Source organism: uncultured Serinicoccus sp. (assembly GCF_947487915.1).
Lineage (GTDB): Bacteria > Actinomycetota > Actinomycetes > Actinomycetales > Dermatophilaceae > Ornithinicoccus.
Genome location: NZ_CANKYH010000007.1, coordinates 59,022 through 82,626, shown reverse-complemented (window position 1 = coordinate 82,626; position 23,605 = coordinate 59,022). Strand labels below are relative to the sequence as shown.

General features: G+C 72.3%; 21 protein-coding genes, 1 tRNA gene, 2 pseudogenes and 1 other annotated feature. Of the genes and pseudogenes, 15 read left to right on the top strand and 9 right to left on the bottom strand.

What is annotated here, in order from left to right; genetic code table 11:
* The first annotated feature begins 34 nt into the window (after positions 1–34).
* The 8 genes from Q0795_RS10470 (at position 35) to htpX (ending at position 8,503) form a co-directional block, all read left to right on the top strand.
* The gene (locus tag Q0795_RS10470) at positions 35–1,015 is read left to right on the top strand and encodes a complex I subunit 1 family protein (RefSeq protein ID WP_298889446.1); all 981 of its coding nucleotides are present in this window, start codon (positions 35–37) and stop codon (positions 1,013–1,015) included.
* Positions 1,012–1,575: an NADH-quinone oxidoreductase subunit I gene (locus tag Q0795_RS10465; protein ID WP_298889444.1), complete on the top strand. Its 564-nt coding sequence runs from the start codon at positions 1,012–1,014 to the stop codon at positions 1,573–1,575. Before Q0795_RS10470 ends, Q0795_RS10465 begins: the two co-directional genes overlap by 4 nt.
* On the top strand, positions 1,572–2,132 hold the full coding sequence (locus tag Q0795_RS10460; RefSeq protein WP_298889442.1) for an NADH-quinone oxidoreductase subunit J: 561 nt from the start codon (positions 1,572–1,574) through the stop codon (positions 2,130–2,132). Before Q0795_RS10465 ends, Q0795_RS10460 begins: the two co-directional genes overlap by 4 nt.
* Positions 2,129–2,461 carry an NADH-quinone oxidoreductase subunit NuoK gene (gene nuoK / locus Q0795_RS10455; protein WP_298889440.1) on the top strand — a complete coding sequence of 111 codons (333 nt, stop codon included), beginning with the start codon at positions 2,129–2,131 and terminating at the stop codon, positions 2,459–2,461. Before Q0795_RS10460 ends, nuoK begins: the two co-directional genes overlap by 4 nt.
* Positions 2,454–4,475, top strand: a complete 2,022-nt coding sequence (locus Q0795_RS10450) for a proton-conducting transporter membrane subunit (protein ID WP_298889438.1) — start codon at positions 2,454–2,456, stop codon at positions 4,473–4,475. The genes nuoK and Q0795_RS10450 overlap by 8 nt, the downstream gene beginning before the upstream one ends.
* Positions 4,472–6,079, top strand: a complete 1,608-nt coding sequence (locus Q0795_RS10445) for a NuoM family protein (RefSeq protein ID WP_298889437.1) — start codon at positions 4,472–4,474, stop codon at positions 6,077–6,079. Before Q0795_RS10450 ends, Q0795_RS10445 begins: the two co-directional genes overlap by 4 nt.
* A complete protein-coding gene (locus tag Q0795_RS10440; protein ID WP_298889435.1) occupies positions 6,076–7,545 on the top strand; it encodes a proton-conducting transporter membrane subunit in 1,470 nt (489 codons plus the stop codon). The genes Q0795_RS10445 and Q0795_RS10440 overlap by 4 nt, the downstream gene beginning before the upstream one ends.
* An 85-nt stretch (positions 7,546–7,630) precedes the next feature.
* Complete coding sequence (htpX, locus tag Q0795_RS10435; protein ID WP_298889433.1) at positions 7,631–8,503, top strand: zinc metalloprotease HtpX; 873 nt, start codon at positions 7,631–7,633, stop codon at positions 8,501–8,503.
* A gap of 60 nt (positions 8,504–8,563) precedes the next feature.
* Here htpX and folP read toward each other — a convergent pair whose 3' ends face one another.
* The 3 genes from folP to Q0795_RS10420 all read right to left on the bottom strand — a co-directional run bounded on the left by folP (position 8,564) and on the right by Q0795_RS10420 (position 11,573).
* Positions 8,564–9,526, bottom strand: coding sequence for a dihydropteroate synthase (folP, locus tag Q0795_RS10430; protein WP_298889431.1), 963 nt, complete (start codon positions 9,524–9,526; stop codon positions 8,564–8,566).
* 25 nt (positions 9,527–9,551) lie between these two features.
* Positions 9,552–10,946 carry a hypothetical protein gene (locus Q0795_RS10425; protein WP_298889429.1) on the bottom strand — a complete coding sequence of 465 codons (1,395 nt, stop codon included), beginning with the start codon at positions 10,944–10,946 and terminating at the stop codon, positions 9,552–9,554.
* Positions 10,947–11,024: 78 nt separating this feature from the next.
* Positions 11,025–11,573, bottom strand: a complete 549-nt coding sequence (locus tag Q0795_RS10420) for an RNA polymerase sigma factor (RefSeq protein ID WP_298889427.1) — start codon at positions 11,571–11,573, stop codon at positions 11,025–11,027.
* Positions 11,574–11,863: 290 nt separating this feature from the next.
* On the opposite strand from Q0795_RS10420, the pseudogene Q0795_RS10415 reads away from it, so the two are divergent.
* Positions 11,864–12,640: pseudogene (locus tag Q0795_RS10415) on the top strand (IS256 family transposase); the annotation flags it as partial.
* A gap of 148 nt (positions 12,641–12,788) precedes the next feature.
* On the opposite strand, the pseudogene Q0795_RS17260 reads toward Q0795_RS10415, so the two are convergent.
* Together Q0795_RS17260 and Q0795_RS10410 are read right to left on the bottom strand one after the other, a co-directional pair.
* Positions 12,789–13,010, bottom strand: a pseudogene (locus Q0795_RS17260) (IS3 family transposase); the annotation flags it as partial.
* Positions 12,996–13,139 (bottom strand) — a sequence feature (AL1L pseudoknot). (Overlaps the previous pseudogene by 15 nt.)
* Positions 13,097–13,417, bottom strand: a complete 321-nt coding sequence (locus Q0795_RS10410; protein ID WP_298889425.1) for a transposase — start codon at positions 13,415–13,417, stop codon at positions 13,097–13,099. Its footprint overlaps the feature before it by 43 nt.
* Positions 13,418–13,726: 309 nt before the next feature.
* Between Q0795_RS10410 and Q0795_RS10405 the strand changes: the two genes are divergently transcribed.
* The gene (locus Q0795_RS10405; RefSeq protein ID WP_298889423.1) at positions 13,727–14,758 is read left to right on the top strand and encodes a hypothetical protein; all 1,032 of its coding nucleotides are present in this window, start codon (positions 13,727–13,729) and stop codon (positions 14,756–14,758) included.
* Positions 14,759–14,792: 34 nt separating this feature from the next.
* Here Q0795_RS10405 and Q0795_RS10400 read toward each other — a convergent pair whose 3' ends face one another.
* Positions 14,793–15,710 (bottom strand): site-specific DNA-methyltransferase, encoded by a 918-nt coding sequence (locus tag Q0795_RS10400; RefSeq protein WP_298889421.1) that lies wholly within the window; start codon positions 15,708–15,710, stop codon positions 14,793–14,795.
* Between the two features lie 210 nt (positions 15,711–15,920).
* Positions 15,921–16,006, bottom strand: a tRNA-Tyr gene (locus Q0795_RS10395).
* A 96-nt stretch (positions 16,007–16,102) separates the two neighbouring features.
* Between Q0795_RS10395 and Q0795_RS10390 the strand changes: the two genes are divergently transcribed.
* A complete protein-coding gene (locus Q0795_RS10390; protein ID WP_298889419.1) occupies positions 16,103–16,600 on the top strand; it encodes a YajQ family cyclic di-GMP-binding protein in 498 nt (165 codons plus the stop codon).
* Positions 16,601–16,612: 12 nt separating this feature from the next.
* On the opposite strand, the gene Q0795_RS10385 is transcribed toward Q0795_RS10390, so the two are convergent.
* Positions 16,613–18,130 (bottom strand): MFS transporter, encoded by a 1,518-nt coding sequence (locus tag Q0795_RS10385; RefSeq protein ID WP_298889417.1) that lies wholly within the window; start codon positions 18,128–18,130, stop codon positions 16,613–16,615.
* Positions 18,131–18,181: 51 nt separating this feature from the next.
* On the opposite strand from Q0795_RS10385, the gene Q0795_RS10380 reads away from it, so the two are divergent.
* The 4 genes from Q0795_RS10380 (at position 18,182) to Q0795_RS10365 (ending at position 22,405) form a co-directional block, all read left to right on the top strand.
* Entirely contained in the window at positions 18,182–18,712 is a 531-nt protein-coding gene (locus Q0795_RS10380; protein ID WP_298889415.1) for a TetR/AcrR family transcriptional regulator, read from the top strand.
* Positions 18,713–18,776: 64 nt separating this feature from the next.
* A complete protein-coding gene (locus Q0795_RS10375) occupies positions 18,777–20,117 on the top strand; it encodes an MFS transporter (RefSeq protein WP_298889413.1) in 1,341 nt (446 codons plus the stop codon).
* A 165-nt stretch (positions 20,118–20,282) separates the two neighbouring features.
* On the top strand, positions 20,283–21,503 hold the full coding sequence (gene rocD / locus Q0795_RS10370) for an ornithine--oxo-acid transaminase (RefSeq protein WP_298889411.1): 1,221 nt from the start codon (positions 20,283–20,285) through the stop codon (positions 21,501–21,503).
* A 164-nt stretch (positions 21,504–21,667) separates the two neighbouring features.
* On the top strand, positions 21,668–22,405 hold the full coding sequence (locus tag Q0795_RS10365; RefSeq protein ID WP_298889409.1) for a YdcF family protein: 738 nt from the start codon (positions 21,668–21,670) through the stop codon (positions 22,403–22,405).
* A gap of 203 nt (positions 22,406–22,608) precedes the next feature.
* Here Q0795_RS10365 and Q0795_RS10360 read toward each other — a convergent pair whose 3' ends face one another.
* Positions 22,609–23,580: a YafY family protein gene (locus tag Q0795_RS10360; RefSeq protein ID WP_298889408.1), complete on the bottom strand. Its 972-nt coding sequence runs from the start codon at positions 23,578–23,580 to the stop codon at positions 22,609–22,611.
* Positions 23,581–23,605: the final 25 nt, after the last annotated feature.

Here is a 23,605-nt window from a genome sequence, read left to right as displayed (position 1 = left end):
CCGGCCGGCCGGCTCACTCGTTAGGGTGAACGCGATGCTCGCCGATGTCCCCTGGGCCCTCGAGGCCGTGCTGAAGGCCGCTGCCGTGCTGGCGGCGTTCCTCACGCTGCCCCTGGCCCTCGGCCAGCTCGAGCACAAGCTCATGGCTCACATGCAGGGGCGGCTCGGCCCGATGGAGGCGGGGCCGCACGGCGTCCTCCAGCTGGTCGCCGACGGCATCAAGTTCGCCCAGAAGGAGGACATCACCCCCGCGGCGGCCGACCGCCCGGTCTTCCGGCTGGCTCCCGCCGTCGCGCTCGTGCCCTACCTCGTCGCGCTGGCCGCCCTCCCGCTCGGCGCCGCCTGGGTGGCGGTCGACGTCCCGGCCAGCCTGCTGCTCGTCCTCGCCGTCACGAGCGTCGGGGTCATCGGCACGCTCATGGCCGGCTGGGGCTCGGGCAACAAGTACTCCCTCCTCGGCGGGCTGCGGGCCGGGGCACAGCTGGTCTCCTACGAGCTGCCCCTGATCCTCGCCGCGGCCAGCGTGGCGATGGCGGCCGGCACCCTGTCGCTCACCGGCATCGTCGGGCAGTGGTCGTGGTGGTGGCTGGTCTGGCAGGCCCCGGCCGCGGTGGTCTTCCTGGCGGCCAGCGTCGCCGAGCTCCAGCGCACGCCCTTCGACGCCCCGGTGGCCGACGCCGAGATCGTCTTCGGCCCGCTCACCGAGTACACCGGGCTGCGCTTCGCGTTCTTCCTGCTGGCCGAGTACGCCGGCATGGTCGTCATGGCGCTGCTGTTCACCGTGCTGTTCCTCGGCGGCTGGCGGGGACCCTGGGCGGACGCGGGGGCGGGCGTCGTCGGGGTGCTGTGGACGCTGCTCAAGGCGACCGGGGTCGGCGTCCTGTTCCTCTGGCTGCGGGTCGCCTGGCCGCGGGTGCGTGAGGACCAGCTGCAACGTCTCGCGTGGCTGGTCCTGATCCCGGTGGCCCTGCTGCAGCTGGCGGTCACCGGTGTCGGGGTGGTGGTCTGGGGATGAGCGGCGTCACCGGCCTGCTGCGCGGCCTCGGCACCACCTTCCGGACGCTCACGCGACGCCCGCACACGGTCCAGTACCCGCATACCGAGCCCGAGCTTCCCGAGCGCAGCCGAGGTGTCATCGCGCTGCTCGAGCAGAACTGCACCTCGTGCATGCTCTGCGCCCGCGAGTGCCCGGACTGGTGCATCACCATCGACTCCCACAAGGAGACCCGGCCCCCGGAGACCGAGGGCGGCAAGGAGCGTTCGCACAACGTCCTGGACCGCTTCGACATCGACTTCTCGCTGTGCATGTACTGCGGCATCTGCATCGAGGTCTGTCCGTTCGACGCGTTGTTCTGGGCGCCCGACTTCGCCTACGCGGAGGGCGACATCCGCAACCTGCTGCACGGCAAGGAGCGCCTGGGGACGTTCATGGCCTCGGTGCCGGCCACCGCCCTCCCCGAGGGCTACGAGCGCGCGCCGGCGGCCGTGGACGCCGACCCCGCCGGGTCCGCGACCCCGGACGGCCCGACGGCTGCGGACCTGGACCGGACCCCGGACGACGAGGCGGACCGGTGAGCGGACTGGACGTCCTCCTCCTCGCGGTAGGTCTCCTCACGGCCGGGGCTGCGACGCTGTCGGTGACCTCCCGCCAGGTGCTGCACGCCGCGCTCTGGCTCGTCGTGACCCTCGGCGGGCTGGCCGGGTGCTACCTCGTGCTCGGCGCCGAGCTGGTCGCGCTGGTCCAGCTCCTCGTCTACGTCGGCGCGGTCGTCGTCCTCGTGCTGTTCGCCCTCATGCTCACCCGCGCCGGGGGCGTGCCGGTCGTCACCGGCGTGCCGCAGCGGGTCGCCGCCGGCCTCGTCGGGGCGGGCACCACGGTGGTCCTCGGGGGTGCTCTGCTCTCGGCCTTCGGGTGGGGGAGCGTGGCCATCGACGGCGGTGACAGCACCCAGGTCGCCGCGACGATCTTCGGCACCGACGTCTGGCCCTTCGAGCTGCTGTCGGTGCTGCTCCTCATGGCGTTGGTCGCCGCGGTGGCGGTGGCCCGGGCGCCGGTCGGCGGCCAGGACGACGCCAGCCAGCGACCGGACCCCCCGGCCGAGATCGAGGCCGTCCAGGGGGAGCGGCCGTGATCCGTCCCGCCCTGCCCTATCTCCTGGCCGCCGTCCTCGCCGGCCTCGGGGTCTACGGCATCCTCGCGCGCCGGCACGCGGTGCTCGTGCTCATCGGCGTGGAGCTCGTGCTGGGGGCCGCCGGGCTCCTGCTCGTCACGGTCGCGCAGACCGGCGCGGGTGGCGACCCCGGGGCCGCCGTGCTCACGCTCTTCGTCATCACCATCGCCGCGGCCGAGGTCGTGCTCGCCCTGGCGATCTTCCTCGCGCTGTTCCGCGCGCGCGGCCACGTCGACCTGCACGCCGAGCTGGACGACCGCGCCGAGGGCGAGGTGGGCGGACGTGCCTGACCTGCCGGACGTGCCCTGGTCCGACCTGCAGCTGCCCTCGCTGCCGCTGCCCGAGCTGCCCGCCCCCGACCTGTGGGGGTCCCCGGCCCACTGGGCGGTGCTCGCGACCCTGCTGGCCGCGCTGGCCGGCCTGGGGGTGACCGGCCGGTCCAACCGGCTCGCCGCGTGGGTCGGCGTCGGCGGCGGCCTGGTCGCCTTCCTCGCCACCTGCTGGCAGCTCTACACCCTCACCCAGATCGAGGGGGCCCGGCGCGGGGTCGGCACCATCGGCGCCCTCCCGCTGGGCGACGAGCTCGACGTGCCGCTGCGGCTGCTGGTGACCTGGCCGGTGGCGATCGTGGCCTTCACCGTCGCGGCGGTCGCCCTGGTGGTGCAGGGGTATGCCCGCTGGTACCTCTGGTACGACCCCCGCTACCGGCCGTTCGCGGCCACCGTCTCGCTGTTCACCTCGGCGATGCTGCTGCTCGTCCTCTCCGACGACCTGCTCCTCACCCTCGTGGGGTGGGAGGTGATGGGGTGGTGCTCCTACCTGCTCATCGGGCACCAGTCCACCCGCGCGGCCGCCACCCGGGCGGCGAGCAAGGCGCTGCTCGTCACGCGCACCGCGGACATCGGCTTCGTCCTCGGGCTCGTCGTCCTCGCCAGCGGGGCGGGCACCACCCGCACCAGCGACGTCGTCGCGCACTGGGGTGCGGCCGGGACCTCGCCCACCCTCACCGTGGCCATGACCCTGCTCGTCGTCGGTGTCGCCGGCAAGTCCGCCCTGTTCCCCTTCCAGGACTGGCTGCCGGACGCCATGGAGGGACCGACCCCCGCCTCGGCGCTCATCCACGCCGCGACGATGGTGGCGGCAGGGACCGTCGTCCTGGCGCAGCTCTTCCCCCTCCTGGCGGTGTCCGGCCCGGCCCGGCTGCTGCTGGCGGTGCTCGCCTGCACGACGATGATCGGCGCCGCCGTGCTGGCCTTCGCGCAGGGCGACCTCAAGCGGCTGCTCGCCTGGTCGACCGTGAGCCAGGTCGCGCTCATGCTGGCCGTGCTCGCCGCGGCCACCATGGGGACCGGGCCGGACGCCGCGCTCCAGCACCTCGTGGCGCACGCCTGGTTCAAGGCCCTGCTCTTCCTCACCACCGGGTGGCTCGGCGTCCTCGTCGGGGGCACCGCGATGGCCCTCATGGCCTCCGGGGCCCGGCGCTACCGCGTGCTCCGGCACCGCTTCGGGTGGGGGCTGCTGGCGCTCGCCGGGGTGCCCCCCTTCGTCGGGTTCTTCTCCAAGGAGGCCGTGCTCGGGACGGCCGAGGCCGGTACGGCCGCGACCGACGGGGGTCTCGTCCCGGTGCTCGTCCTGGCCTCCGTCGGCGCCACCGCGCCGCTGACCGCCGCCTACTGCATGCGGGCCTGGCTGGTGCTCAGCCGGCCCACGGCCGTCCAGGGGCACGCGCGCCTCTACGAGCCGGGACCGGTGGAGCGGATCGACGACTTCTTCGACGAGCCGCAGGTGGTGCAGGAGGCCGAGGGGGTCGAGCGCGCCGAAGCGGCGATCAGCTCCTCCGCCCGCATGGGCACGTCCGCGCTCATGCTCATGACGCTCTTCGGCGGCATCCTCCTGCTGCTGCCGGTGTGGGGCCCGCAGGTGCACGTGGACCTGCAGCTGCTGGTCGCGACGCTCCTGCTCATGGTCGTGAGCGCGCTCCTCGTGCGGCTGGCCGCGGGCGGCGTCCGGACCCGGGACGCGGCAGCCCGCATCCCGGCGGGGGTGAGCCTGGCGGCAGAGCGTGGTCTGCACGCCGACCTCGCCTACCGTGCGGTCGTCGCGACGCCCGTCCTGGCGCTGGCCCGGGCGGTCGCGTGGTTCGACGACCAGGTCCTGGACTCCTGGGTGCGGGGTGCGGGTCTGGGGGCGCGCCTGCTGGGCCGCGCGGGTGACCTCACCAGCCCGCGTCGGGCCACGCCGGCCCTCGCCCTCGTGCTGGTCGGGATGCTCGTGCTGGGCGCGATCGGGGTGGTGACCGCGTGAGCGGCGCCGCCGGCCGGATGCGCGAGGACCTCCTCGCCCTGGTGCCCGACCTCGGGGTCTGGTGGTATGCCCTCGCCCTCCTCCCGCTGCTCCTCGTGGCGCTGCTGCTGCTCGGCCTCGGCCGGCGGCGGGTGCCGCCGGGGCGCCGGGTCGTGCACCGGGGCTCGATGGCCGCCGCCGGTCTGAGCGCCGTGGGGGTGGCCGGGGTCGCCCTGGACCGTCCCGTCCTCGAGCTGAGCTGGATCCCCAGCCTCGGCGTGTCCTTCAGCCTGCGGCCCGACGGGCTGTCGGTCCCGCTGCTGCTGCTCACCGCGCTCGTGGGCGTGGTCGCGACCGCCCTGCACCTGCACCCGGCGCGGGAGCCCCGACCCGAGCCCGTCGACCTCGCCGACACCGACCCCACCTCGCCCATCCCCGTGGTCCGTGGCCAGGACGTCCCCGGCCTGGCGACCTACCACGCGTGCCTGCAGGTCGTGCTGCTCGGGGCCCTCGTCGCCTTCCTGGCCGGCGACGCGCTCGTCTTCTTCATCGGCTTCGAGCTGGTGCTGGTGCCCATGTGGGTGCTGGTGGCCCGCTACGGCGACCCCGGCAGCGACCGGGAGGGGGCCGCGCTGCGTTTCCTGCTGGTCACCGTGGTCGGGTCCTCGCTCGTGCTGCTCGGCATCCTGGCCGTCGCGTCCGCGACCGGCACCACCGACCTGGCGCTCTGGGCGGCGGAGGGGGGCGCCTCGCTCGGCCGGGGATCCCAGCTCGCGGTCGCGGCGGTCCTCCTCGTCGGTCTCGGGCTCAAGATCCCGGTCTTCCCGCTGCACACCTGGCTGCCGTGGGTGCACGCGACCGCCCCGACGGCCGGGTCGGTGCTGCTCGCTGCGGTCCTGCTCAAGCTCGGCACCTACGGCGTCGTGCGGCTGGTCCTGCCCGTCGTGCCCGAGGGCTTCGCGGCCTGGTCGCCGCTGCTGGCGGGCCTCGGGGTCACCGGCATCGTGTGGGCCTCGCTGGTGTGTCTCGTCGAGCGGGACCTCAAGCGGCTCATCGCCTGGTCCTCGGTCGCCCACCTCGGCTTCGTCGTGCTCGGTCTCGCCACCGGCACGCAGGCCGGGCTGCAGGCGGCGCTCTTCGGCAACGTCGCCCACGGGCTCGTCTCGGCCCTGCTCTTCGTGGTGGTGGGCGGCCTGAAGCACCGGTGGGGCAGCGCGGACCTGGGCCGGCGACGCGCCGCCGTCCGCGAGGTCGCCCCGCGCCTGGGACTCGCGCTGGTGCTGGGCATGGCCGCGTCCAGCGGACTGCCCGGGCTCGCCGTCTTCTGGGGCGAGATCGGCTCCGTCCTGGCCGCCTGGGGGCCCGCTGCGGACCGGCCGGAGGGCTGGTTCCGCGGTTTCGCCGTCCTCGCGGCGGTGGGCGGGGCGCTGGCGGTGGCCTACACGGTCCGGGTGCTCCGCGAGGTCTGGGCCGGGGACCGGGTCGAGCCCCGGGTCCCGGACGCCGAGCTCACCGAGCGGACCGCGCTGCGCCTGCTCGGTCTCCTCGTGCTGGTCCTGGGGCTGGCGCCGACGCTCCTGCTCGGTGTGACTGCCCCGTTCGTCGAGGGGGTGCTGGCCCGATGAGCCTGGAGCTGGGTCTCGTGTCGGTCCTGCCCGTCCTGGCCCCCGTGGCCGCGGCGGTGCTCGTGCTGCTGCTGGACGTCGCCGTGCCCGGGCGCCGTGAGCCGCACCTCGTGCTCGGGGCCGGTGGGCTCGTCGCGGGGCTCCTGGGGGCGCTGCCCGGGCTGGGGCTGGGCGCCGGCGAGGCCCGCTCGGCGCTCTGCCTGCCCGGCGGCTGGTGCGCCTACCGCGCCGACCACCTCGTCTCCGCGCTCCAGGTGTGCGCCCTCGGCGCCGCCCTCGTCGTGCTCGTCCTCACCTGGCGGGACTGGGCGGCGCCCGGCCCTGACGGCGGCCCGGAGGGCACCGGCCGGGCGCCGGTCGTCACGGCCCTGCTGCTGGCGGCGACCGCCGGGGTCGTCGCGGTCCCGGCCTCCGGCGACCTCGGCTCGCTCCTCGTCTCCCTCGAGCTCGCGACGCTGCCCACCGTCGCGCTGGTCGCCCTGGTGCGGACCACGTGGGCCGCGGACCGCCGCGCCCGGGCGGTGGACGGTGCCGTCTCCCTGCTCACCACCTCCCTGGTCTCCTTCGGCCTGCTGGCGCTGGGGGCGGCGCTCTGGGTCGCCGCCACCGGGAGCACCCGTTTCGACGGTCGCGCGCAGGTGGACCATCCGCAGCTCATCGTCCTGGCCGCGGTGCTGCTGGTGGCCGGGCTGGCCTTCAAGGTGTCCGCGGTGCCCTTCCACGCCTGGACGCCCATCACGTATGCCGCCGCGCCGCTGCCGGTGACGGCCTACCTCGCCACCGTCTCCAAGGTGGCGGCGCTCGGCGGGCTCGTGGTCGTCGTCCGCGCCCTCGGGCCGGTCGACGGGGCGACCCTCGTCGCCGTGGCGGTGCTCGCCGCGGCCTCGATGACGGTGGGCAACCTCGTGGCGCTCGTGCAGCAGGACACGGTCCGTCTCCTGGCGTGGTCGACCATCGCGCAGGCGGGGTGGGTGCTGCTGCCCCTGGCCTCGTTGTCCGCGCAGGCGGCCAGCGCGGCGGGGTCCTACCTGGTCGTCTACGTCACCGCCACGGTGCTGGCCTTCGTCGTCCTCACCGCCGTCGTCGCCGTGTCTCCGTCCGCGCGCGCCACCTCCCTGGAGTCCCAGCGCGGCCTCCTGCGCACCCACCCGCTGCTCGCGTTGCCGCTGGCGCTGGCGCTGCTCACCCTCGCCGGGCTGCCCCCCGCCGTCGCCGGCGTGGTGGCCAAGATCGTGGCCCTGCGACCCGTGCTCGGGGACGATACGTGGTGGCTGGCCCTGGTCGCCGCCGTCAACATCGCCCTCGGGCTGGCGGTCTACCTGCGCTGGGTCGCCGTCCTGCTCGCGCCGACCCCCACCGAGGCCGGCCCTCCTCCGTCCCGGGTGCCGGCGCGTCTCTGGGCGCTGACCGGGGTGCTCACGGCGTTGCTCGTGGTCGGCAGCGTCCTGCCCGTCGGTGCCCTCTGACCGCGGGCGCGGGGTGCTCCGAGGGCTACCGAACCTGGTCCGAGGCGTCGGGAACACCGGCCCGACGCCTCGTCGTTGAGCGGGCATGAACCGGCACTACAACGGGCTGAAGACCACGCTGCTCTTCGGCGCCATCTGGGCGATCTTCCTCGGCATGGGCGCGATCATCGGGAACGGCCGGTTCATCTGGCTGTTCGGCCTCCTCGCGGTCGGGACGACGTTCTACAGCTACTGGAACTCCGACAAGCTGGCGATCAAGGCCATGCGGGCGCAGCCGGTGACCCGGGAGCAGCAGCCGCAGATGTACCGCATCGTCGAGGAGCTGTCCGAGCGGGCGCGCAAGCCGATGCCCCGGCTCTACGTCAGCCCGACCGCGGCGCCCAACGCCTTCGCGACCGGCCGCAACCCGGACAACGCCGCGGTCTGCTGCACCGAGGGCATCCTGCACCTGCTCGACGAGCGCGAGCTGCGCGGCGTCCTGGGGCACGAGCTCATGCACGTCTACAACCGCGACATCCTCACCAGCTCCGTCGCCGCCGGCATCGCGGGTGTCATCACCTCGGTCGCGCAGATGGCCTTCTTCTTCGGGGGCAACCGGGAGAACGGCGGCAACCCGATCGCCATGCTCGCCATGGCCCTGCTCGCGCCGCTGGCCGCCTCGGTCGTGCGGATGGCCATCAGCCGGACCCGGGAGTACGACGCCGACGAGGACGGCGCCCAGCTCACCGGTGACCCGCTCGCCCTCGCCTCCGCCCTGCGCAAGCTGGAGGCCGGCACGGCCCGGGCTCCGCTGGCTCCTGAGCGGCAGCTCGTCAACGCCAGCCACATGATGATCGCCAACCCGTTCCGCGCCAACGACGCCACCCGGATGTTCGCCAGCCACCCGCCGATGGGCCAGCGCATCGCCCGCCTGGAGCAGATGGCTCAGGGCAACCAGCCCGGCATCGAGCGTCTCTGAGGTGTCGCCCGGGTAGGGAAGGTGGCGGCAGGCGTCCCAGCCCGCGTGGCGTGCACAGACTCAGCCGGCGCGCCCGTCGTGAGGGGTGCCGGCCGCCGGCTCGCCCCTGACGGCGCGGGCCGGCGGGCGGTCCCCGCGGATGCTGGCGACCATGTCGACCGCGCGCCGGGTGGCCCGGACGTCGTGCGCCCGGAAGACGCTCGTCCCGAGCCAGGCCGCCACGGCGGTCGCCGCCAGGGTCCCCTCCAGCCGGTCCTGCGGTTCCAGGTCCAGGGTCGCCCCGACGACGTCCTTGCGGGAGAGCGCCTGCAGCACCGGGTAGCCCAGGCTCGCGACGTCGGCGGTGTGCCGCAGCGTGACCAGCGAGTGCCGGGTGGTCTTGCCGAAGTCCATCGTCGGGTCGACGAGGACCCGCTCCGGCGGGACCCCTGCCCCGACCGCGACGCGCGCGCCCCGGGCGAGCACGTCGAGCACGTCACGGACCACGGCGAGCTCGTCGTCGCCCTGGCCGTCGGCATACACCACGTCGACCGGGTCGGTCCTCGGCGGCAACCCGCCGGTGTGCGAGACGACGACCCCGGCACCCAGCCCGGCCGCCACGTGCACGAGCTCCGGGTCGTGCCCGGCCCACGTGTCGTTGACCAGGTCCACCACCCCGGCGCACGCCCGGGCCACCTCGCTGCGCCAGGTGTCGACGGAGAGCACCAGGTCGGGGTAGGCCTGCCGCGCCGCCTCGAGCACCGGCACCACGCGGTCGATCTCCTGGGCGGCGCCGACGTGCTCACCCTCCTGACCGGCGCGGACGCCTCCGACGTCGACGATGTCGGCGCCCTGTGCGACGGCCTCGTGGACGGCCGCCATCGCGTCCTCGAGGGCGGCGTGCCGGTTGCCCGCCCAGAACGAGTCGCGCGTCCGGTTGACGATGGCCATGACGCCGGGGCTGCCGGCGTCGAGGGTCCGACCGCGCAGCACGAGCGCCGGTGGGCGGGGGAGGGAGACCGGACGGAGGGCGGGCGGGCTCATGCCCGGCATCGTCCCACCCGGCGGCTCACTCCCAGGCGACCCAGTCGATGGCCTCGTCGGCCACCGCCATGACCGGGTAGCTCATGCCGTCGTCGGTGGTGAGCTCCCAGGTCGGCACCTCCATGCTGCCGGACTGGGTGTAGATCGTCCCCTGGACCAGGGTGGCCCCGGTGACCTCCTTGTCCTTGAGGAGCAGGGGCAGGTCCATCCCGTCGGTGACCTCCGGGCTGTCCGGGATCTGCGGCTCGACGAAGGTCAGCACCTCGTCCCCGACGGGTGCTTCGTCGAGGTCCTCGGGCAGCTGCACGCCGTACTCCATCGAGAACTCCCGGAGCCCGTAGCGCTGGACCGCCTCCACCGGGGAGATGACGGGGTAGTCGCCGATCGAGACCATCTCGCCCAGCCCCGCGTAGGCGTCGACGACCCCGGCCGGGCCCACGGTCAGGGTGATGTGGCGCGGCCCGTAGGCCCCGCCCTCCGGGGCGGCCTCGACGTAGACGGTGCTCGAGCCCTCGTCGTGGTAGTCCTGCACCCGGACGTCGAACCCCTCGGTGGGGATGCCGGCCAGGGTGAGGAAGTCCCGGGCGGCAGCGAGGGCCTGCTCGTCGTTGGGCCGTGCGTCACCGACGTCGCGGCAGTCCTGCGCCGTCGGCAGCGGCGCGTCCGGGCCGAAGGTGCTCTCCCAGAACTCCTGCAGCATCTCCCGCTCCTGCGCATAGCCCAGCTCGAGGGTCTCCCGGCACTCGGGGGAGGAGAAGACGTCGGTGTAGCTGACGTGCAGCCCGCCGCCCTCGGTCGAGGCCATGATCATCCGCCCGGTCTCCGCCTCGGCCACGCCGACGTTGTCCTCGGGGAGGAACTCGACGTCGGTCGGGATCGGCGCGCCCTGGAGCCCGAGGGTCCGGGCCCAGTCGTCGACGAACGCCTGCGGGTCCTCCTCGCTGCGCAGCACGCGCACCGGCGCGGTGGTCCGCTCGGCGGAGAGGCCGGCGCCCGGCACGAGCCGGACCGGGCCGGGGTCGTAGGGCTCTGCGGCGCCCTCGGCCGAGGAGCTGCTCGTGGAGAAGGACTGCCCGGCCAGCTCGGCGCCCAGGCCCGCGTCGATGCCGGCGCCGGCGGGGGAGAGCAGCGAGTCCTCCCCGGCCACGAGCAGGGTGCCGCTGGCGCGCTGGCTGCCCAGCGCATACCCCCCTGCACCGATGGCGAGGGCGGCGATGCACGCCGCGGCCACCCACGGGGCCCGGATCGACGGCCCCCGGAGCAGGTCGTCGTCGACCCGGCTGGCCCGCTCGGCACCCTGGCTCGCGGGCGCCTTGTGCGCCACGAGGGAGCGCAGCCGGTGGAGGTCGGGGTGGGACCCGGTGGCCGGGTCGCTGGCCTGCAGGCGGTGCAGGGCCTCGTCGCCGTGGTGCTGGACCATGAGGGTCTCCTTCGAGCGGTGGTGCCGGGTGGTGCGGTGGTGCCGGGTGGTGCGGTGGTGCCGGGCGGGCCCGGGAGGTCAGTGGTCGTGCTCCCAGGCCTCGCGCAGCCGGGCCCGGGCGCGGGAGAGGGCGGCGGCCGCCCCGCCCCGGGTGAGCCCGAGGGCCTGGGCGAGGCCCTCGCCGTCCAGCCCCTCCCAGGCGTGCAGCATGAGGATCCCCCGGTCGCGGGCGCTGAGCCCGGCGAGGGCGCGGCGCACCTCGTCGTCGGCCATGACGAGGTCGGCCGGGTCGACGCTGCGCATGTGCTGGTCGGGGGCGTCGTCCTGGCCGGAGTAGTCGGACAGCAGCGTGAGGGTCGGCTTGCGGCGGTGGTTGGCCAGCACGTAGGACGCGGTGCGGTACAGCCAGGGCAGCTCGTGCTCGGCCGGGATGCGGTCGCGGCGCCGCCACGCGGTCGCGAAGACCTCGGCGGTGAGGTCCTCGACGTCGTTGCCGGTGGCCCTGCGGACGAAGTACCGGTGGATCTGCGTCGCGTGCTGGGCGAAGAACCCGTCGAACCACGCCGTGTCCCGGGCGCTCCCGGACCCGCCCTGGTGAGGGCCGGTCCCGGCGAGGCGTAGGGCCATCGGTCCTCCTGCGGTCTGGGGTCGGGCCACGTCGACCCGTGCACCTGGACTATGTCGCGGACGGCCGGGCTGTTGCAGCAGTCGCGCCGGAGCCCGCGAGCCGGCCGCTGCCACGGCCTACCGGGGCCTGGCGGCGAGGGGGGAAACGGGTAAGAGTCCCGCGGAGTAGTGGGTTTGGGGAGTGGGTGTGACTCTGTGACGTGGGGAGGTCATCGGCGAGATGCGCCCCCGCAAGCGGGAGGTGCCCCCAGGTGTGTACCGCCAAGTACTCACCAGAGGAGATCTCACCGATGACCCTTCCCCAGTCTGCCGTGTCCGACCTGCTGGATGCACTTCGCGCCGGTGAGGGCGTGGATCTGGTGCGCGAGTCCGTGCGCATGGTCCTGCAGGAGCTGATCGAGGCCGAGGCCACCGAGGCCATCGGCGCCGCCCGGTACGAACGCACTGCCTCGCGGGTTACCGAGCGCAACGGGACCCGCCCGAAGCTGGTGACGACCAAGGGCGGTGACGTCACCGTCGCGCTGCCCAAGCTGCGCCAGGGCAGCTTCTTCCCGTCCATCCTGGAGCCACGCCGGCGGATCGACCAGGCGCTGTACGCGGTGGTGATGGAGGCCTACGTCCACGGCGTCTCGACCCGCTCGGTCGACGACCTCGTGGTCGCCCTCGGCGGGACGGGGATCTCCAAGTCCGAGGTGTCGCGGATCTGCGCCGGCCTGGACGAGTCCGTGGGGGCGTTCTGCACCCGCCGACTGGACCACGCCGCCTTCCCGTACGTGTACCTGGACGCGACGTACCTGCATGTGCGGACCGAGGCCGCGATGGTGGTGTCCAAGGCGGTGGTGATCGCGACCGGTGTCACCGAGCTCGGCCGCCGGGAGATCCTGGGCCTGGACGTCGGCGACAGCTGGGGGTACCTCCCGCTTGCGGGGGCGGACGAGGTCTTCTGGCGGGCGTTCCTGACCGGCCTGAAGAAACGCGGCTTGTCCGGTGTGCAGCTGGTGATCTCCGACCAGCACGCCTGCCTGGTCGCCGCGTTGATGCGGGGTTTCCGGGGCTCGAGCTGTCAAGATTGAACCGCCCCGGGTTCAGCAGTAGGTGATGTCGGCGACCCACACCCCGGTTCGGTGCGGGTGCCTGGAAGTCGCGGTCCAGTAGGTCCGGGCGGGTGTCCGGCCCGGTGCCCGGGATCGTGGTCCTGGGTCCCTTGGCGCGGGTGATCCCGCGCAGTCCCTCGGCCCGCATGAGCCGGTGCACGGTGCACCGGGCGATGCGGTGTCCCGTCCGGTTCAGCTCGGCGTGCATCTTGCGGACGCCGTAGACGCCGTAGTTGTCGGCGTGCACGGTCCGGATCGCCTCCCGGTGGCCCTGGTCGGCCACCGACCGCGCCGAGGGCGGCCTGGTCTTGGCGGCGTAGTAGCTGCTCGGGGCGATCGGCATCCCGGCCTGTGCCAGGACGGTGCAGATCGGCTTGACCCCGAACCTGTCGCGGTGCTGGTCGATGTAGTCGACCAGCACCGCGATGCTCACCTCAGCTTGCGGTCGAGCTCCGCAGCGGCGAAAAACGCCGAGGCCGTCCGCAGGATCTCGTTCGCCCGTCGTAGCTCTTTGACCTCGCGCTCGAGCTCGGTGATCCGTCTGGTCTCCTCGCTCGTCGTCTCAGGACGGTGACCCTGGTCGATCTCGGCCTGCGTGACCCAGTTGCGCAGCGTCTCGGGATTGATCCCCAGCTGCTCACCCACCCGGCGCAGCGCGCCGGTCCTGGTTGCCGGGTCACGCCGCAGATTGAGCGCCATCCGGACCGCCCTGTCCCGAAGCTCCTCCGGGTACTTCCTCGGTGCTGCCATGACTCTCATCCTTCCGTGGAATGAAAGCCTCCATCGCACCCGGCACGCGACAAAGGTCCTCCACGAGAGCGTCGACCAGCGGGGGCACCTTGCTGCGGGACAGGGCTAACTTGGGGGTGCCGGTGCCCCACTCGCGCTGGGATAGCCGAAAGAGTCGGCCAGGGTAGTGCCGGTCGTCTTTGCGGCTTCTGCGCGGAACTACTCGTCCCCGGAGGCGTTCGTTCCCGCGGCGCACGGCGCGTTGCTCGCCGTTCGGCGAGCGGCTTCCCGGTGCATCTGCGCGGCGTACAGGTGCGTACATTGCCACGCATGACACAACTGCATGAGCGCCGCCGCGAATATGAAGCCCACGTCTGGGACCACACGCAGGACCCATTCCAACAAACGTTCGATCAGTGCCCGCCGCTCCCGGTCGCGCACGTTGAGGCCCTTATCGAGATCATACAATCCCTCGACGCAGAGCCAGATGAGTTGGTTGTCTCCTTGTTGAAGGGCAGCCTGATAGCTCACCCTGAACTGATCTTCACTCTGGTCAAGTTGCTTGGGCTAACACGCGAGAAGTTACGAAGTGACATAAAACCAGCACTTCGCGAGCGCGGTACTCCTACGCCGAGCAAGATAGACAAAATCGCCGGTCATGCAGCTTGGGGGGTGGCGGCGCCGTATCTCCTTGCTCGAATGCGTATGGTCTTCACTCCGCTGCTCTCCGTGCCTGAATCCTCGTTGCCTGGAGCGCTGGAAGCACTCCAACAAGGCACTCATCCAGGTTACATTCGACAGGAACGCGCGAAGAGGTCTGGCCACTATGCGGAGCAGCGAGTCGCGATCCTGTTGCGAAGCCTGGGCATCCCATTCGAACCGGAAGGTAAGGCTGAAAATGGCATGACTGCTGATGCCAGCGTTGCCGGTGAGTCGTTCGACTTGGTGGTTCCCACCCAGGCGGAGCCGCGGGTGTGTGTAATTTCCATGCTGCATTCGTCCAACATCGGTCAGTATGGGGAATCCAAGGCGGCGGACGCCGAGCGAGCCCGGTCTGCCCTGAACGCGGTGGATGAGGACATGGTGCTTGCGGTGCTAGCTGACGGTCACGGCTTTGAAAGCAACACGGCGGGGCTGGATGGGATCCTGCGGGTAGCGGACGAATTCTTCCAGCTGGCCACCTTATGGAAGGTCGCCGTCGTGGCCGCGTATCACACCGGAGTACGACTGCACGTGGTCTTGCCCGACGCTCGGAACCACTTTGATTTCCTCGACCGTTATGGCGATGCCGTTCTGATCCATGCGGAGGCGGACGAAGAGGGCCTATGGGTGGATGCCGGGGAGGCCTTCATTCGAGCATGAGGGACCCCAAGGTCACCTAGAAGGGATAGAAGGGCTAGAAGGGCAGGATATTAGGGGTCCCATCTTGCTGTTGGACCCCGCGAAGAAGGTGAGCCTTTCGGGACCCGTTCATCCCTGGAACGTTGGTAGCAGAGTGCAGGATGTCAAGTGATTTCCAATCAGGAGTTTCGAACCGCTCAACTATGCGCTGTCGCAAGAGCGTTTCGAACTCCGGATTGATCTCCACCCCGATTCCCTGGCGTTCCATGTGGCGTGCCACCTTGAGGGTGGTTCCGGATCCGACGAACGGGTCGAGGACTATGTCCCCTGGGTCGGTGTAGCACGCTAGGAAGAAGGCGACCAACTCTTCCGGAAAGGCCGCAACATGGTAGCCCATCCTCTTGACTGTCGGGGGTCGGTAGGCAGGGATCCGGAGGATGTTTCCGAGGCACCTACCCAGGGGGTTCTTATTATGAGTTCGGGGATCGGCCGTGGCGTACTTCTGCGGGACACGGGGTTTATGAAATTTGAAGTCTGTCCTTCCATCCTTCGTGAAGACTAAAAGATTCTCGAACTTGTTGTCTAGAAGACGCTCTCGGTAGGCGTTCGGCTGCGGAAGGGCATTGGGGATATACCAGATCACGTGATCCCACAGTTGCCAGCCCTCTATGCGGCCAACGATGTCCATGGCGATCGGGTAGAAGACTTTCTTGTGGCGGCGGTTGCCGACGTTGAGGACGAAGACGCCCGACGGCCTAGTGACTCGGTAGCACTCTGCCCAAACTGCATCCAAGCGCTCTAGGTAGCCCTCGTAGGACTCGTTTCCGATCTGCTCCGGGTGGCCGTAGTCCTTCAGGTTCCAGTAGGGAGGAGACGTGATGACGAGATCCACCGACTCGTCGGGGAGATGGCTTAGATCCTCCGAAGACCTGAAGTGGACAGTCTGGCCGTCAAGTTCGAACATATGTTCCATGCCTGAACTTTACCTCTCGTCTGTCTGCTCTGCGTGGCCGACGCGCGTCGCGGTCGGGATGGTGCTGATCCTCGCATCTGGCTCGCGCCGCTCTGGCTGGACCCGCTGGATGTGGACAACTGGAGGGGTTCCGGTGGGGTTGCCCCGCCAAAGACGAGGAGAGGGGCACCCGGACCTGAAGTCCGGATGCCCCTCTACCTGCGGTTTCGCTGGTGGCAGGTGCAGGATTCGAACCTGCGTAGGCATACGCCGACGGATTTACAGTCCGCTTCCATTGGCCGCTCGGACAACCTGCCAGTGCGCTAAGCGCGGGTGACATGCTAACAGTGATGCCCCGGTGCTCCGAACTCGTCCAGGAGCCGCCGGACCGCCACGACACAGGAGGTATGCCCATGGCCGACTCGTCCTTCGACATCGTCAGCAAGGTCGATCACCAGGAGGTCGCCAACGCCGTGAACCAGGCGGCCAAGGAGATCTCCACCCGCTACGACTTCCGCAACGTCGGCGCCCGGGTGGAGCTCGCCGGCGAGAGCATCTCGATGGCCGCCAACAGCGAGGAGCGGTGCAAGGCCGTCCTCGACGTGCTGCAGACCAAGCTGGTCAAGCGCGGGGTGTCGCTGAAGCACCTCGACTACACGCACGACGGCGAGCCCTACGCGTCGGGCAAGGAGTACCGCCTCGAGGCGGCACTGAAGAGCGGCATCTCCAGCGAGAACGCCAAGAAGATCGCCAAGATCATCCGCGAGGAGGGCCCCAAGACGGTGAAGAGCCAGATCCAGGGCGACGAGCTGCGGGTCACCTCCAAGTCCCGCGACGACCTGCAGGTGGTCCAGCGGCTGCTCAAGGAGAAGGACCTCGACGTGGCCCTGCAGTTCACCAACTACCGGTAGCCCCCGGGCTGCTCAGCTCTCGGCCCGGCGCAGCGTGGTCCAGGCGACCACGACGGCCACGGCCACGAGCAGGGCGCCCGCCGTGCTCGTGACCCCGACCCCGGCGTCGAAGGCGGAGCGCGCCGCCTCGAGCAGCTGCGGGTTGCCCGTCCGCTCGGCCGCCGCGGCCGCGCCGCCCAGGGTCTCGCGCGCCGCGGCGGCGGCTTCCTCGTCGGTCCCGGCGGGGATGCGGAGCGAGGAACGGTAGACGGCCGTCAGCACCCCGCCCAGCACCGTGGTGCCCAGCACGGCACCGAACTCGTAGGCCGTCTCGCTGACCGCCGAGGCGGCCCCGGCCTTCGCCGGGGGGACGGCCGTGAGGATCTGGTCGTTCGAGATCGTCTCCGCCGCGCCGATGCCCACCCCGAGCAGGGCGAAGGCCAGCGCGATGTGCGGCACGGTGACCCCCTCGCCGCCCACGGCCAGCAGCGCGTAGGCGGAGAAGGAGAAGGTGAGTCCGCCGACCACGGCGAGGGCCGGTCGGACGTGGCGCACCACGCGGACCACCAGCAGGCCGGAGGCCACCATGGCCACGACCCCCGGCACCAGGACGAGGGAGGCGTCGAGCGCCGGCATCCCCTCGACGAGCTGCAGGTGCTGGGTGACGAAGAAGAGGAACCCGGTCAGGGCCACGATGCTCAGCAGGTTGACCGCCAGGGCACCTGAGAAGACCGGGACGGCGAAGAGACCGACGTCGAGCATCGGGTCGGCCGTGCGCCGCATGCGACGCACGAAGAGGACGCCGGAACCCAGTGCGAGGACGAGGGCGGCCACCGCGACGAGGTCGACCCCTCCCACCGCGGTGTGCTTGACCGACCACGCCAGGCCGCCCAGGGCGGCCATCGACAGCGCGATGCCGACCGGGTCCACCCGGCCGGGCGCCGGGTCCCGCGACTCCCTGATGAGGAAGGGGCCGAGGACGAGCAGCGGCAGCAGGATGGGCACGGCCACGAGGAAGACGGACCCCCAGGCGAAGTGGGCCAGCAGGATCCCGCCCACCACCGGGCCCAGGGCCGAGCCGACGGAGAAGGCGGTCGCCCAGATGGCGATGGCCAGGCGGCGCTGGGCGCGGTCGAGGAACATGGTCCGCAGCAGCGACAGCGTGGCCGGCATGAGCGTGGCGCCGAACACGCCGAGGGCCACGCGCGCGAGCAGCAGCAGCTCGGCCGTCGGGGCGAAGGCGGCCAGCGCGGACACCCCGGCGAAGCCCGTGGCGCCGACCAGCAGCGTTCGACGCCGACCGACCCGGTCCCCCACCGTGCCCATGGTCACCAGCAGGGTGGCCAGGACCAGCGGGTAGGCGTCGATGAGCCACAGCTGCTGGACGGCGGTGGGGGAGAGGTCCCGGGCGATCTGCGGGAGGGCGAAGTTGAGCACGGTCGTGTCGATGGACACGAGGAGCACGGGCAGCATGAGGACGGCGAGGCCGGCCCAGTCGCGCCGGGTGGCGCGCAGGGTCGCTGCGGGTGCGGGCAGAGCGGTCGTGGTCACGCTCCCACTGTACCGTCTGGACGGTTTAGTACCAACCCTTAGGATGGGGCCATGTCCAAGGGTGAGCAGACACGGTCGCGTCTTCTCGACGCCTTCCAGGACCTCGTCATCGAGCACGGGGAGCGAGCCGGGACGCTCGCGGCGACGGCCGACCAGGCGGGGGTCTCCAAGGGTGGGCTGCTCTACCACTTCGGCTCCAAGGACGCCCTGGTCCAGGGCCTGGCTGACCGGCTGGAGGTCTACGGCGCCGCCGAGGAGGAGCGGCTGTCCGGGATGCCGGACGCCCTGGAGGTCTTCCTGCGCGAGTCGATCGCCGCCGACCAGCCCCTGGACCGGACCTACCTGGCCCTCCTCAAGCTCGGTCAGCTCGATGAGCACCAGGTGGCCAGGGACGCCCTGGTGCGGCTGGACGACCACTTCCTGGCGGCGCTCACGGAGGCGCTGGGGGACGCCGACCTCGCCTTCCTCGTGCTCCGGGTCAGCGACGGCATCTACGTGCGCACCGCGCTGGGCGGCAGCGGCGTGCTTCCCCCCGACTCGGTGGACCGCATCCTGGCCCTGCTCACCTCCCTGCCGCGCTGAGGCGGGGCCGCAGGCGCGTGGGGCGCGTGCGTCGACCGGGGGCCGGGGCATACCATCTATGCTCATGGTGAGCACACGGGTGACCGACCAGTCCCTGCCCACGCGGCCGCAGCGGATGGGCCGCCTGCCCTACACCCGGGCGCACACCCGGGTACTCCTCGGCTCCGGCACCGGCTGGGCCCTCGACGCCATGGACGTCGGCCTCATCTCCTTCGTCGGGCTGGCGATCGCCACGCAGTGGGACCTGACCCGCACCGAGCAGTCCTGGCTGCTGTCGATCGGCTTCGTCGGCATGGCCCTGGGCGCGACGTTCGGCGGCATGCTCGCCGATCGCTACGGCCGCCGCACGGTGTTCGCCCTCACCCTGCTCGTCTACGGGCTCGCGACGGGGGCGTCGGCGCTCGCGACCGGGCTCGCGGCGCTGCTGGTGCTGCGCTTCCTCGTCGGCATCGGGCTGGGCGCCGAGCTGCCGGTCGCCTCCACGCTGGTCAGCGAGCTGTCCCCGACCCGGATCCGGGGCCGGATGGTGGTCATCCTGGAGTCCTTCTGGGCCGTGGGCTGGCTGCTGGCGGCGCTCATCGGCTTCTTCGTCGTGCCGCTGGGCGACCACGGCTGGCGCTGGGCCTTCGCGCTCGGCCTCGTCCCGGCGCTCTACGCCGTCGTCATCCGGTGGGGGATGCCCGAGTCGCCGCTCTTCCTCGAGCGGCGCGGCCGGGCAGCCGAGGCCGAGGAGGTGGTGCGGGCCTTCGAGGAGTCCGCCGGGGTGCCGCACGAGGAGAGCCGGGCGCTGCCCGAGGCGCCTCCGAAGACGCCCGGGGCGCTGTGGTCGGCTTCCTACCGCGTCCGCACGGCCGGCATCTGGGTGGTGTGGTTCTGCGTCAACTTCTCCTACTACGGCGCGTTCATCTGGCTGCCCAGCCTGCTCTACGCCCAGGGTTTCGACCTCGTGCGCTCGTTCGGCTACACCTTGGTCATCACCGTGGCCCAGCTCCCCGGGTACGCCCTCGCCGCCGTCCTCGTGGAGGTGTGGGGCCGGCGGGTCACCCTCGCGACCTTCCTGCTGGGGTCGGCCGCCGCGGCCGTCTGCTTCGGTCTGGCGGGGGAGGTCTGGCAGATCATCGCCGCCGGCTGCGCGATGAGCTTCTTCAACCTCGGTGCCTGGGGCGCGCTGTACGCCATCACCCCGGAGATCTACCCCACCAGCGTCCGCGCGTCCGGTGCGGGCGCCGCGGCCGGCTTCGGGCGCATCGCCTCGATCGCGGCCCCGCTGCTCGTGCCGGTCATCCTGGGCGCCTGGGGCAACGCCGCGCTGTTCGCGATCTTCGGTGCGGCCTTCGTCGTCGGCGCGGTGGCGGCCTACCTCCTGCTGCCCGAGCAGGCCGGCGACGCCCTCGAGACCACCTGACCCACCCGACCCCAGGGCCGCACCGGATGCGCGGTCAGGGCCGCACCGGTGCACCGGCTGCATAGGTATACTGAGGTATGCATGACTACACGGTGCGGTGGAGTCGTGCACCCCGACCCCCGGGCCCTGCCTCCCGACCCCCGCGCGACCCCTAGGATGACGAGCATGACTGAGCTGTCCACGAACCAGGCCTACATCGACCTCGAGGACCAGGTCGCGGCCCACAACTACAGCCCGCTCCCGGTGGTCGTGGGGCACGCCGAGGGCATCCACGTGACCGACGTCGAGGGCCGCACCTACATCGACGCGCTCTCGGGTTACTCGGCCCTGAACTTCGGGCACCGGCACCCGGGCCTGGTGCAGGCCGCCAAGGACCAGCTGGACCGCTCCACCCTGACCTCGCGCGCCTTCCACAACGACCAGCTCGGCCCGTTCTGCGAGGCGCTGGCCCGCCTGGTGGGCAAGGACATGATCCTGCCGATGAACACCGGTGCGGAGGCCGTCGAGACGGCGCTCAAGATCGCCCGCAAGTGGGCCTACCAGGTCAAGGGCGTGTCGGAGGGACAGGCCGAGATCATCGTCATGGACGGCAACTTCCACGGCCGCACGACGACCATCATCTCCTTCTCTGACGACCCGGAGGCGCACGACCACTACGGTCCCTACACCCCCGGCTTCGTCGCGGTGCCCTACGGCGACCTGGCGGCCGTCGAGGCGGCGATCACCGACAACACCGCCGCCGTGCTCGTGGAGCCGATCCAGGGCGAGCAGGGTGTCATGATCCCCCCGGAGGGCTACCTGCCCGGCCTGCGCGAGCTGTGCACCAGCACCAACGTCCTCATGATCGCCGACGAGATCCAGTCGGGTCTCGGGCGCACCGGCACGTCGCTGGCCTGCGAGTACGAGGGCGTCGAGGCCGACATGTACACCCTCGGCAAGGCCCTGGGCGGCGGCATCGTCCCGGTCTCGGCCGTCGCCGCGGACGCCGACGTCATGGGAGTCATCACCCCCGGCACCCACGGCTCGACCTTCGGCGGCAACCCGCTCGCGGCCGCGGTGGGCAAGGCCGTGGTCGACCTGCTCGCCACGGGCGAGCACCAGGCGCACGCCAAGGAGCTCGAGGGCGTCTTCGCCGCAGAGCTCGGCGCGCTGGTCGGCCAGGGCGCGAAGGCCGTGCGCGTGCGCGGTCTGTGGGCCGGCATCGACATCGACCCGGACCTGATGACCGGCAAGGAGGCGTGCAAGGCGCTGGCCCACCGGGGCGTCCTCGCCAAGGACACCCACGGCTCGACCATCCGCCTCGCCCCGCCGCTGACGATCACCGAGGACGAGCTGAGGCAGGTCACCGACACGCTGGCCGCCGTGCTCGCCGAGGCCCGCGGCTGAGCGAGGCGCTCTTCGTCCCGCTCCTCGGGAGCGGGGTCGTCCTCGCGGCGCTCGGGCTCGGGCTCCCCGGGCTGCTGCTGAGGTATGCCTCGAGCCGGCTCGCGCGGGGCCGCCGCGACGGTGACACCCGCGGGGCGCTGGTCGGCGGGCTGGGCACGGCGCTCGTGCCGGTCGTCGGGCTCACCCTCCTGGGGTACGCCCCCGGCCCGGTCGCGGTCGGGCTGGGCGCGGGTCTGCTGCTGCTGGCCGCCTGGCCGGGCCTCGCCCTCCTCATCCTCCTGGTGGCGCGGTGGCGGCTCTGCCGTCCCGGGACGGCGTCCGGCTGCGGGGCGGTCGTCGTGCTCGGCGCCCCCGTGCCGGACGGCGAGGTGGGGGAGGAACTCGCGGCGCGGTTGCGGGGCGGGCTGGCGACACGGGCCGCCCTCGGGGCAGGGTCCGGACGCGGCGACGGGGCCGGCGAGCAGGAGGGGGGCCTCGACGAGGACGCACCCGCCCTCCCGCTCGTGCTCACCGGAGGCCGCGGCACCCGGGGTCGCCCCGCCGAGGCCGTCGCGATGGGGCGGTGGGTGCACGCGGTCGACCCCTTGACTCCGATCGTCCTCGAGGACCGCGCCACCACGACCGTGGAGAACCTCCGGCTCTCCGCGGCGCTGCTGCGCGACCGGGGTGCGCCGCCGCCCTACGCGGTGGTGACCAGCGCCTACCACGCTCCGCGGACCCGGTGGCTGGTCCGACGGCACCGGCTGCCGATCCGGGTGGTGGGGGTGCGGGTGCCGACGGATCCTGCTGCGGCCTACCTGCGCGAGCTGCTCATCGTGCTCAAGCAGGCCGGGTGGGCGCATGCCCTCGCCACGGTCGTCGTCCTCGGCGGCGCGCTGCTGGCGGGCCTCGCCGCCCGCTGACCACCGCCGGCACCCGGACGCCGTCGGCGACCCGGTCCACGCTCGGCGACCCGGTCCGGCCTCTCCTCCTGACCACCCCTTTCCTGCCCACGTGCCCCTGCTGCCGGTCGACGTCAGCGTCTTCTTCCAGGTGCCCGGCGTCTGGTCCGAGGGCCGGGCCGTGGCGGGCCTGCTCTACCTCGTGCGCTCCTGGCGCTGGCGTCCTACGGGCTGCTGCGACGCGCGCTGCCCTGGCCCCCGCCCCCGAGCCGGTCGAGCACCGTCCGCAGGTGCTCGACCAGCTCGGGCGGGTCCACCACCTCGACCTCCGCGCCCAGCAGGAGCAGCTCCACGACGAGGTAGTCCAGTGACTCCCCGCCGGTCACGAGCTCGCACCACCCCTCGCCCAGGTCGCGGATCTCCCCGGCCAGCGGCGACACCCGGTCAGCCAGGTCCGGCAGGGACATCCGGACCCGGGCGGTCGCCACGAACCGGTAGGGGGAGCGGGTCACCGACCGGGTGATGTAGGCCGCGGGGTCGGGGACCTCGCGGACGGCGCCGCGCAGGGTGCCCACGACGAGCTCCTGGACCCGGTCCAGTCGAAAGCTGCGCCAGTCGTCCCGGTCGAGGTCGAAGGCGAGCAGGTACCACCGGTAGCTCACCGCGACCAGGCTGGCGGGCTCGATCCGGCGCCACGACTCCTCGCCGTCGCGAGCGACGTACCGCAGCGTCGCGCGCAGCCGGTCGCGGCAGGCGCGCGAGGCCGCCATGAGGATCGAGGGGTCGACCACCGCGGCGGGGGTGCCGACGGTGACCAGGCTGTCGTGGAGCGCGGAGACCTGCTCGCGGGCCGAGCCCGGCATGACCTGGTCGAGCTTGGCGAGGATCCGCACCGCGCTGTCGGCGACGCCGGCCACGCTGCCGCCGGCGGCCAGCCGCAGGCACACGGCGATGGCGACCGCCTCGTCCTCGGCGAGCAGCAGCGGGGGCAGCGAGCCCCCTGCGCCCAGCTGGTAGCCGCCCCCGGTCCCACTGCTGGCCCGCACCGGGTAGCCGAGCTCGCGCAACCGGTCGATGTCGCGCCGGATGCTGCGGGTGGTCACGCCGAGCCGCTCGGCGAGCTCCTCGGAGGTCCACAGCGCCCGCGTCTGGAAGAGCCCCAGCAACCTCAGCACCCGGGTCGTCGGATCGGTCATGGCGCCACTGTGCCACGACCGCGGA

Bases quoted from the DNA above. Each gene is read 5' to 3' on its own strand.
- Q0795_RS10375 (WP_298889413.1), top strand. From the start codon at position 18,777: ATGGTGAGCACACGGGTGACCGACCAGTCCCTGCCCACGCGGCCGCAG.
- Q0795_RS10465 (WP_298889444.1), top strand. From the start codon at position 1,012: ATGAGCGGCGTCACCGGCCTGCTGCGCGGCCTCGGCACCACCTTCCGG.
- Q0795_RS10360 (WP_298889408.1), bottom strand. From the start codon at position 23,580: ATGACCGATCCGACGACCCGGGTGCTGAGGTTGCTGGGGCTCTTCCAG.
- Q0795_RS10405 (WP_298889423.1), top strand. From the start codon at position 13,727: ATGACACAACTGCATGAGCGCCGCCGCGAATATGAAGCCCACGTCTGG.
- rocD (WP_298889411.1), top strand. From the start codon at position 20,283: ATGACTGAGCTGTCCACGAACCAGGCCTACATCGACCTCGAGGACCAG.
- folP (WP_298889431.1), bottom strand. From the start codon at position 9,526: ATGAGCCCGCCCGCCCTCCGTCCGGTCTCCCTCCCCCGCCCACCGGCG.
- Q0795_RS10420 (WP_298889427.1), bottom strand. From the start codon at position 11,573: ATGGCCCTACGCCTCGCCGGGACCGGCCCTCACCAGGGCGGGTCCGGG.
- Q0795_RS10390 (WP_298889419.1), top strand. From the start codon at position 16,103: ATGGCCGACTCGTCCTTCGACATCGTCAGCAAGGTCGATCACCAGGAG.
- Q0795_RS10440 (WP_298889435.1), top strand. From the start codon at position 6,076: ATGAGCCTGGAGCTGGGTCTCGTGTCGGTCCTGCCCGTCCTGGCCCCC.
- Q0795_RS10470 (WP_298889446.1), top strand. From the start codon at position 35: ATGCTCGCCGATGTCCCCTGGGCCCTCGAGGCCGTGCTGAAGGCCGCT.
- Q0795_RS10425 (WP_298889429.1), bottom strand. From the start codon at position 10,946: ATGGTCCAGCACCACGGCGACGAGGCCCTGCACCGCCTGCAGGCCAGC.
- Q0795_RS10410 (WP_298889425.1), bottom strand. From the start codon at position 13,417: ATGGCAGCACCGAGGAAGTACCCGGAGGAGCTTCGGGACAGGGCGGTC.
- htpX (WP_298889433.1), top strand. From the start codon at position 7,631: ATGAACCGGCACTACAACGGGCTGAAGACCACGCTGCTCTTCGGCGCC.
- Q0795_RS10380 (WP_298889415.1), top strand. From the start codon at position 18,182: ATGTCCAAGGGTGAGCAGACACGGTCGCGTCTTCTCGACGCCTTCCAG.
- Q0795_RS10400 (WP_298889421.1), bottom strand. From the start codon at position 15,710: ATGGAACATATGTTCGAACTTGACGGCCAGACTGTCCACTTCAGGTCT.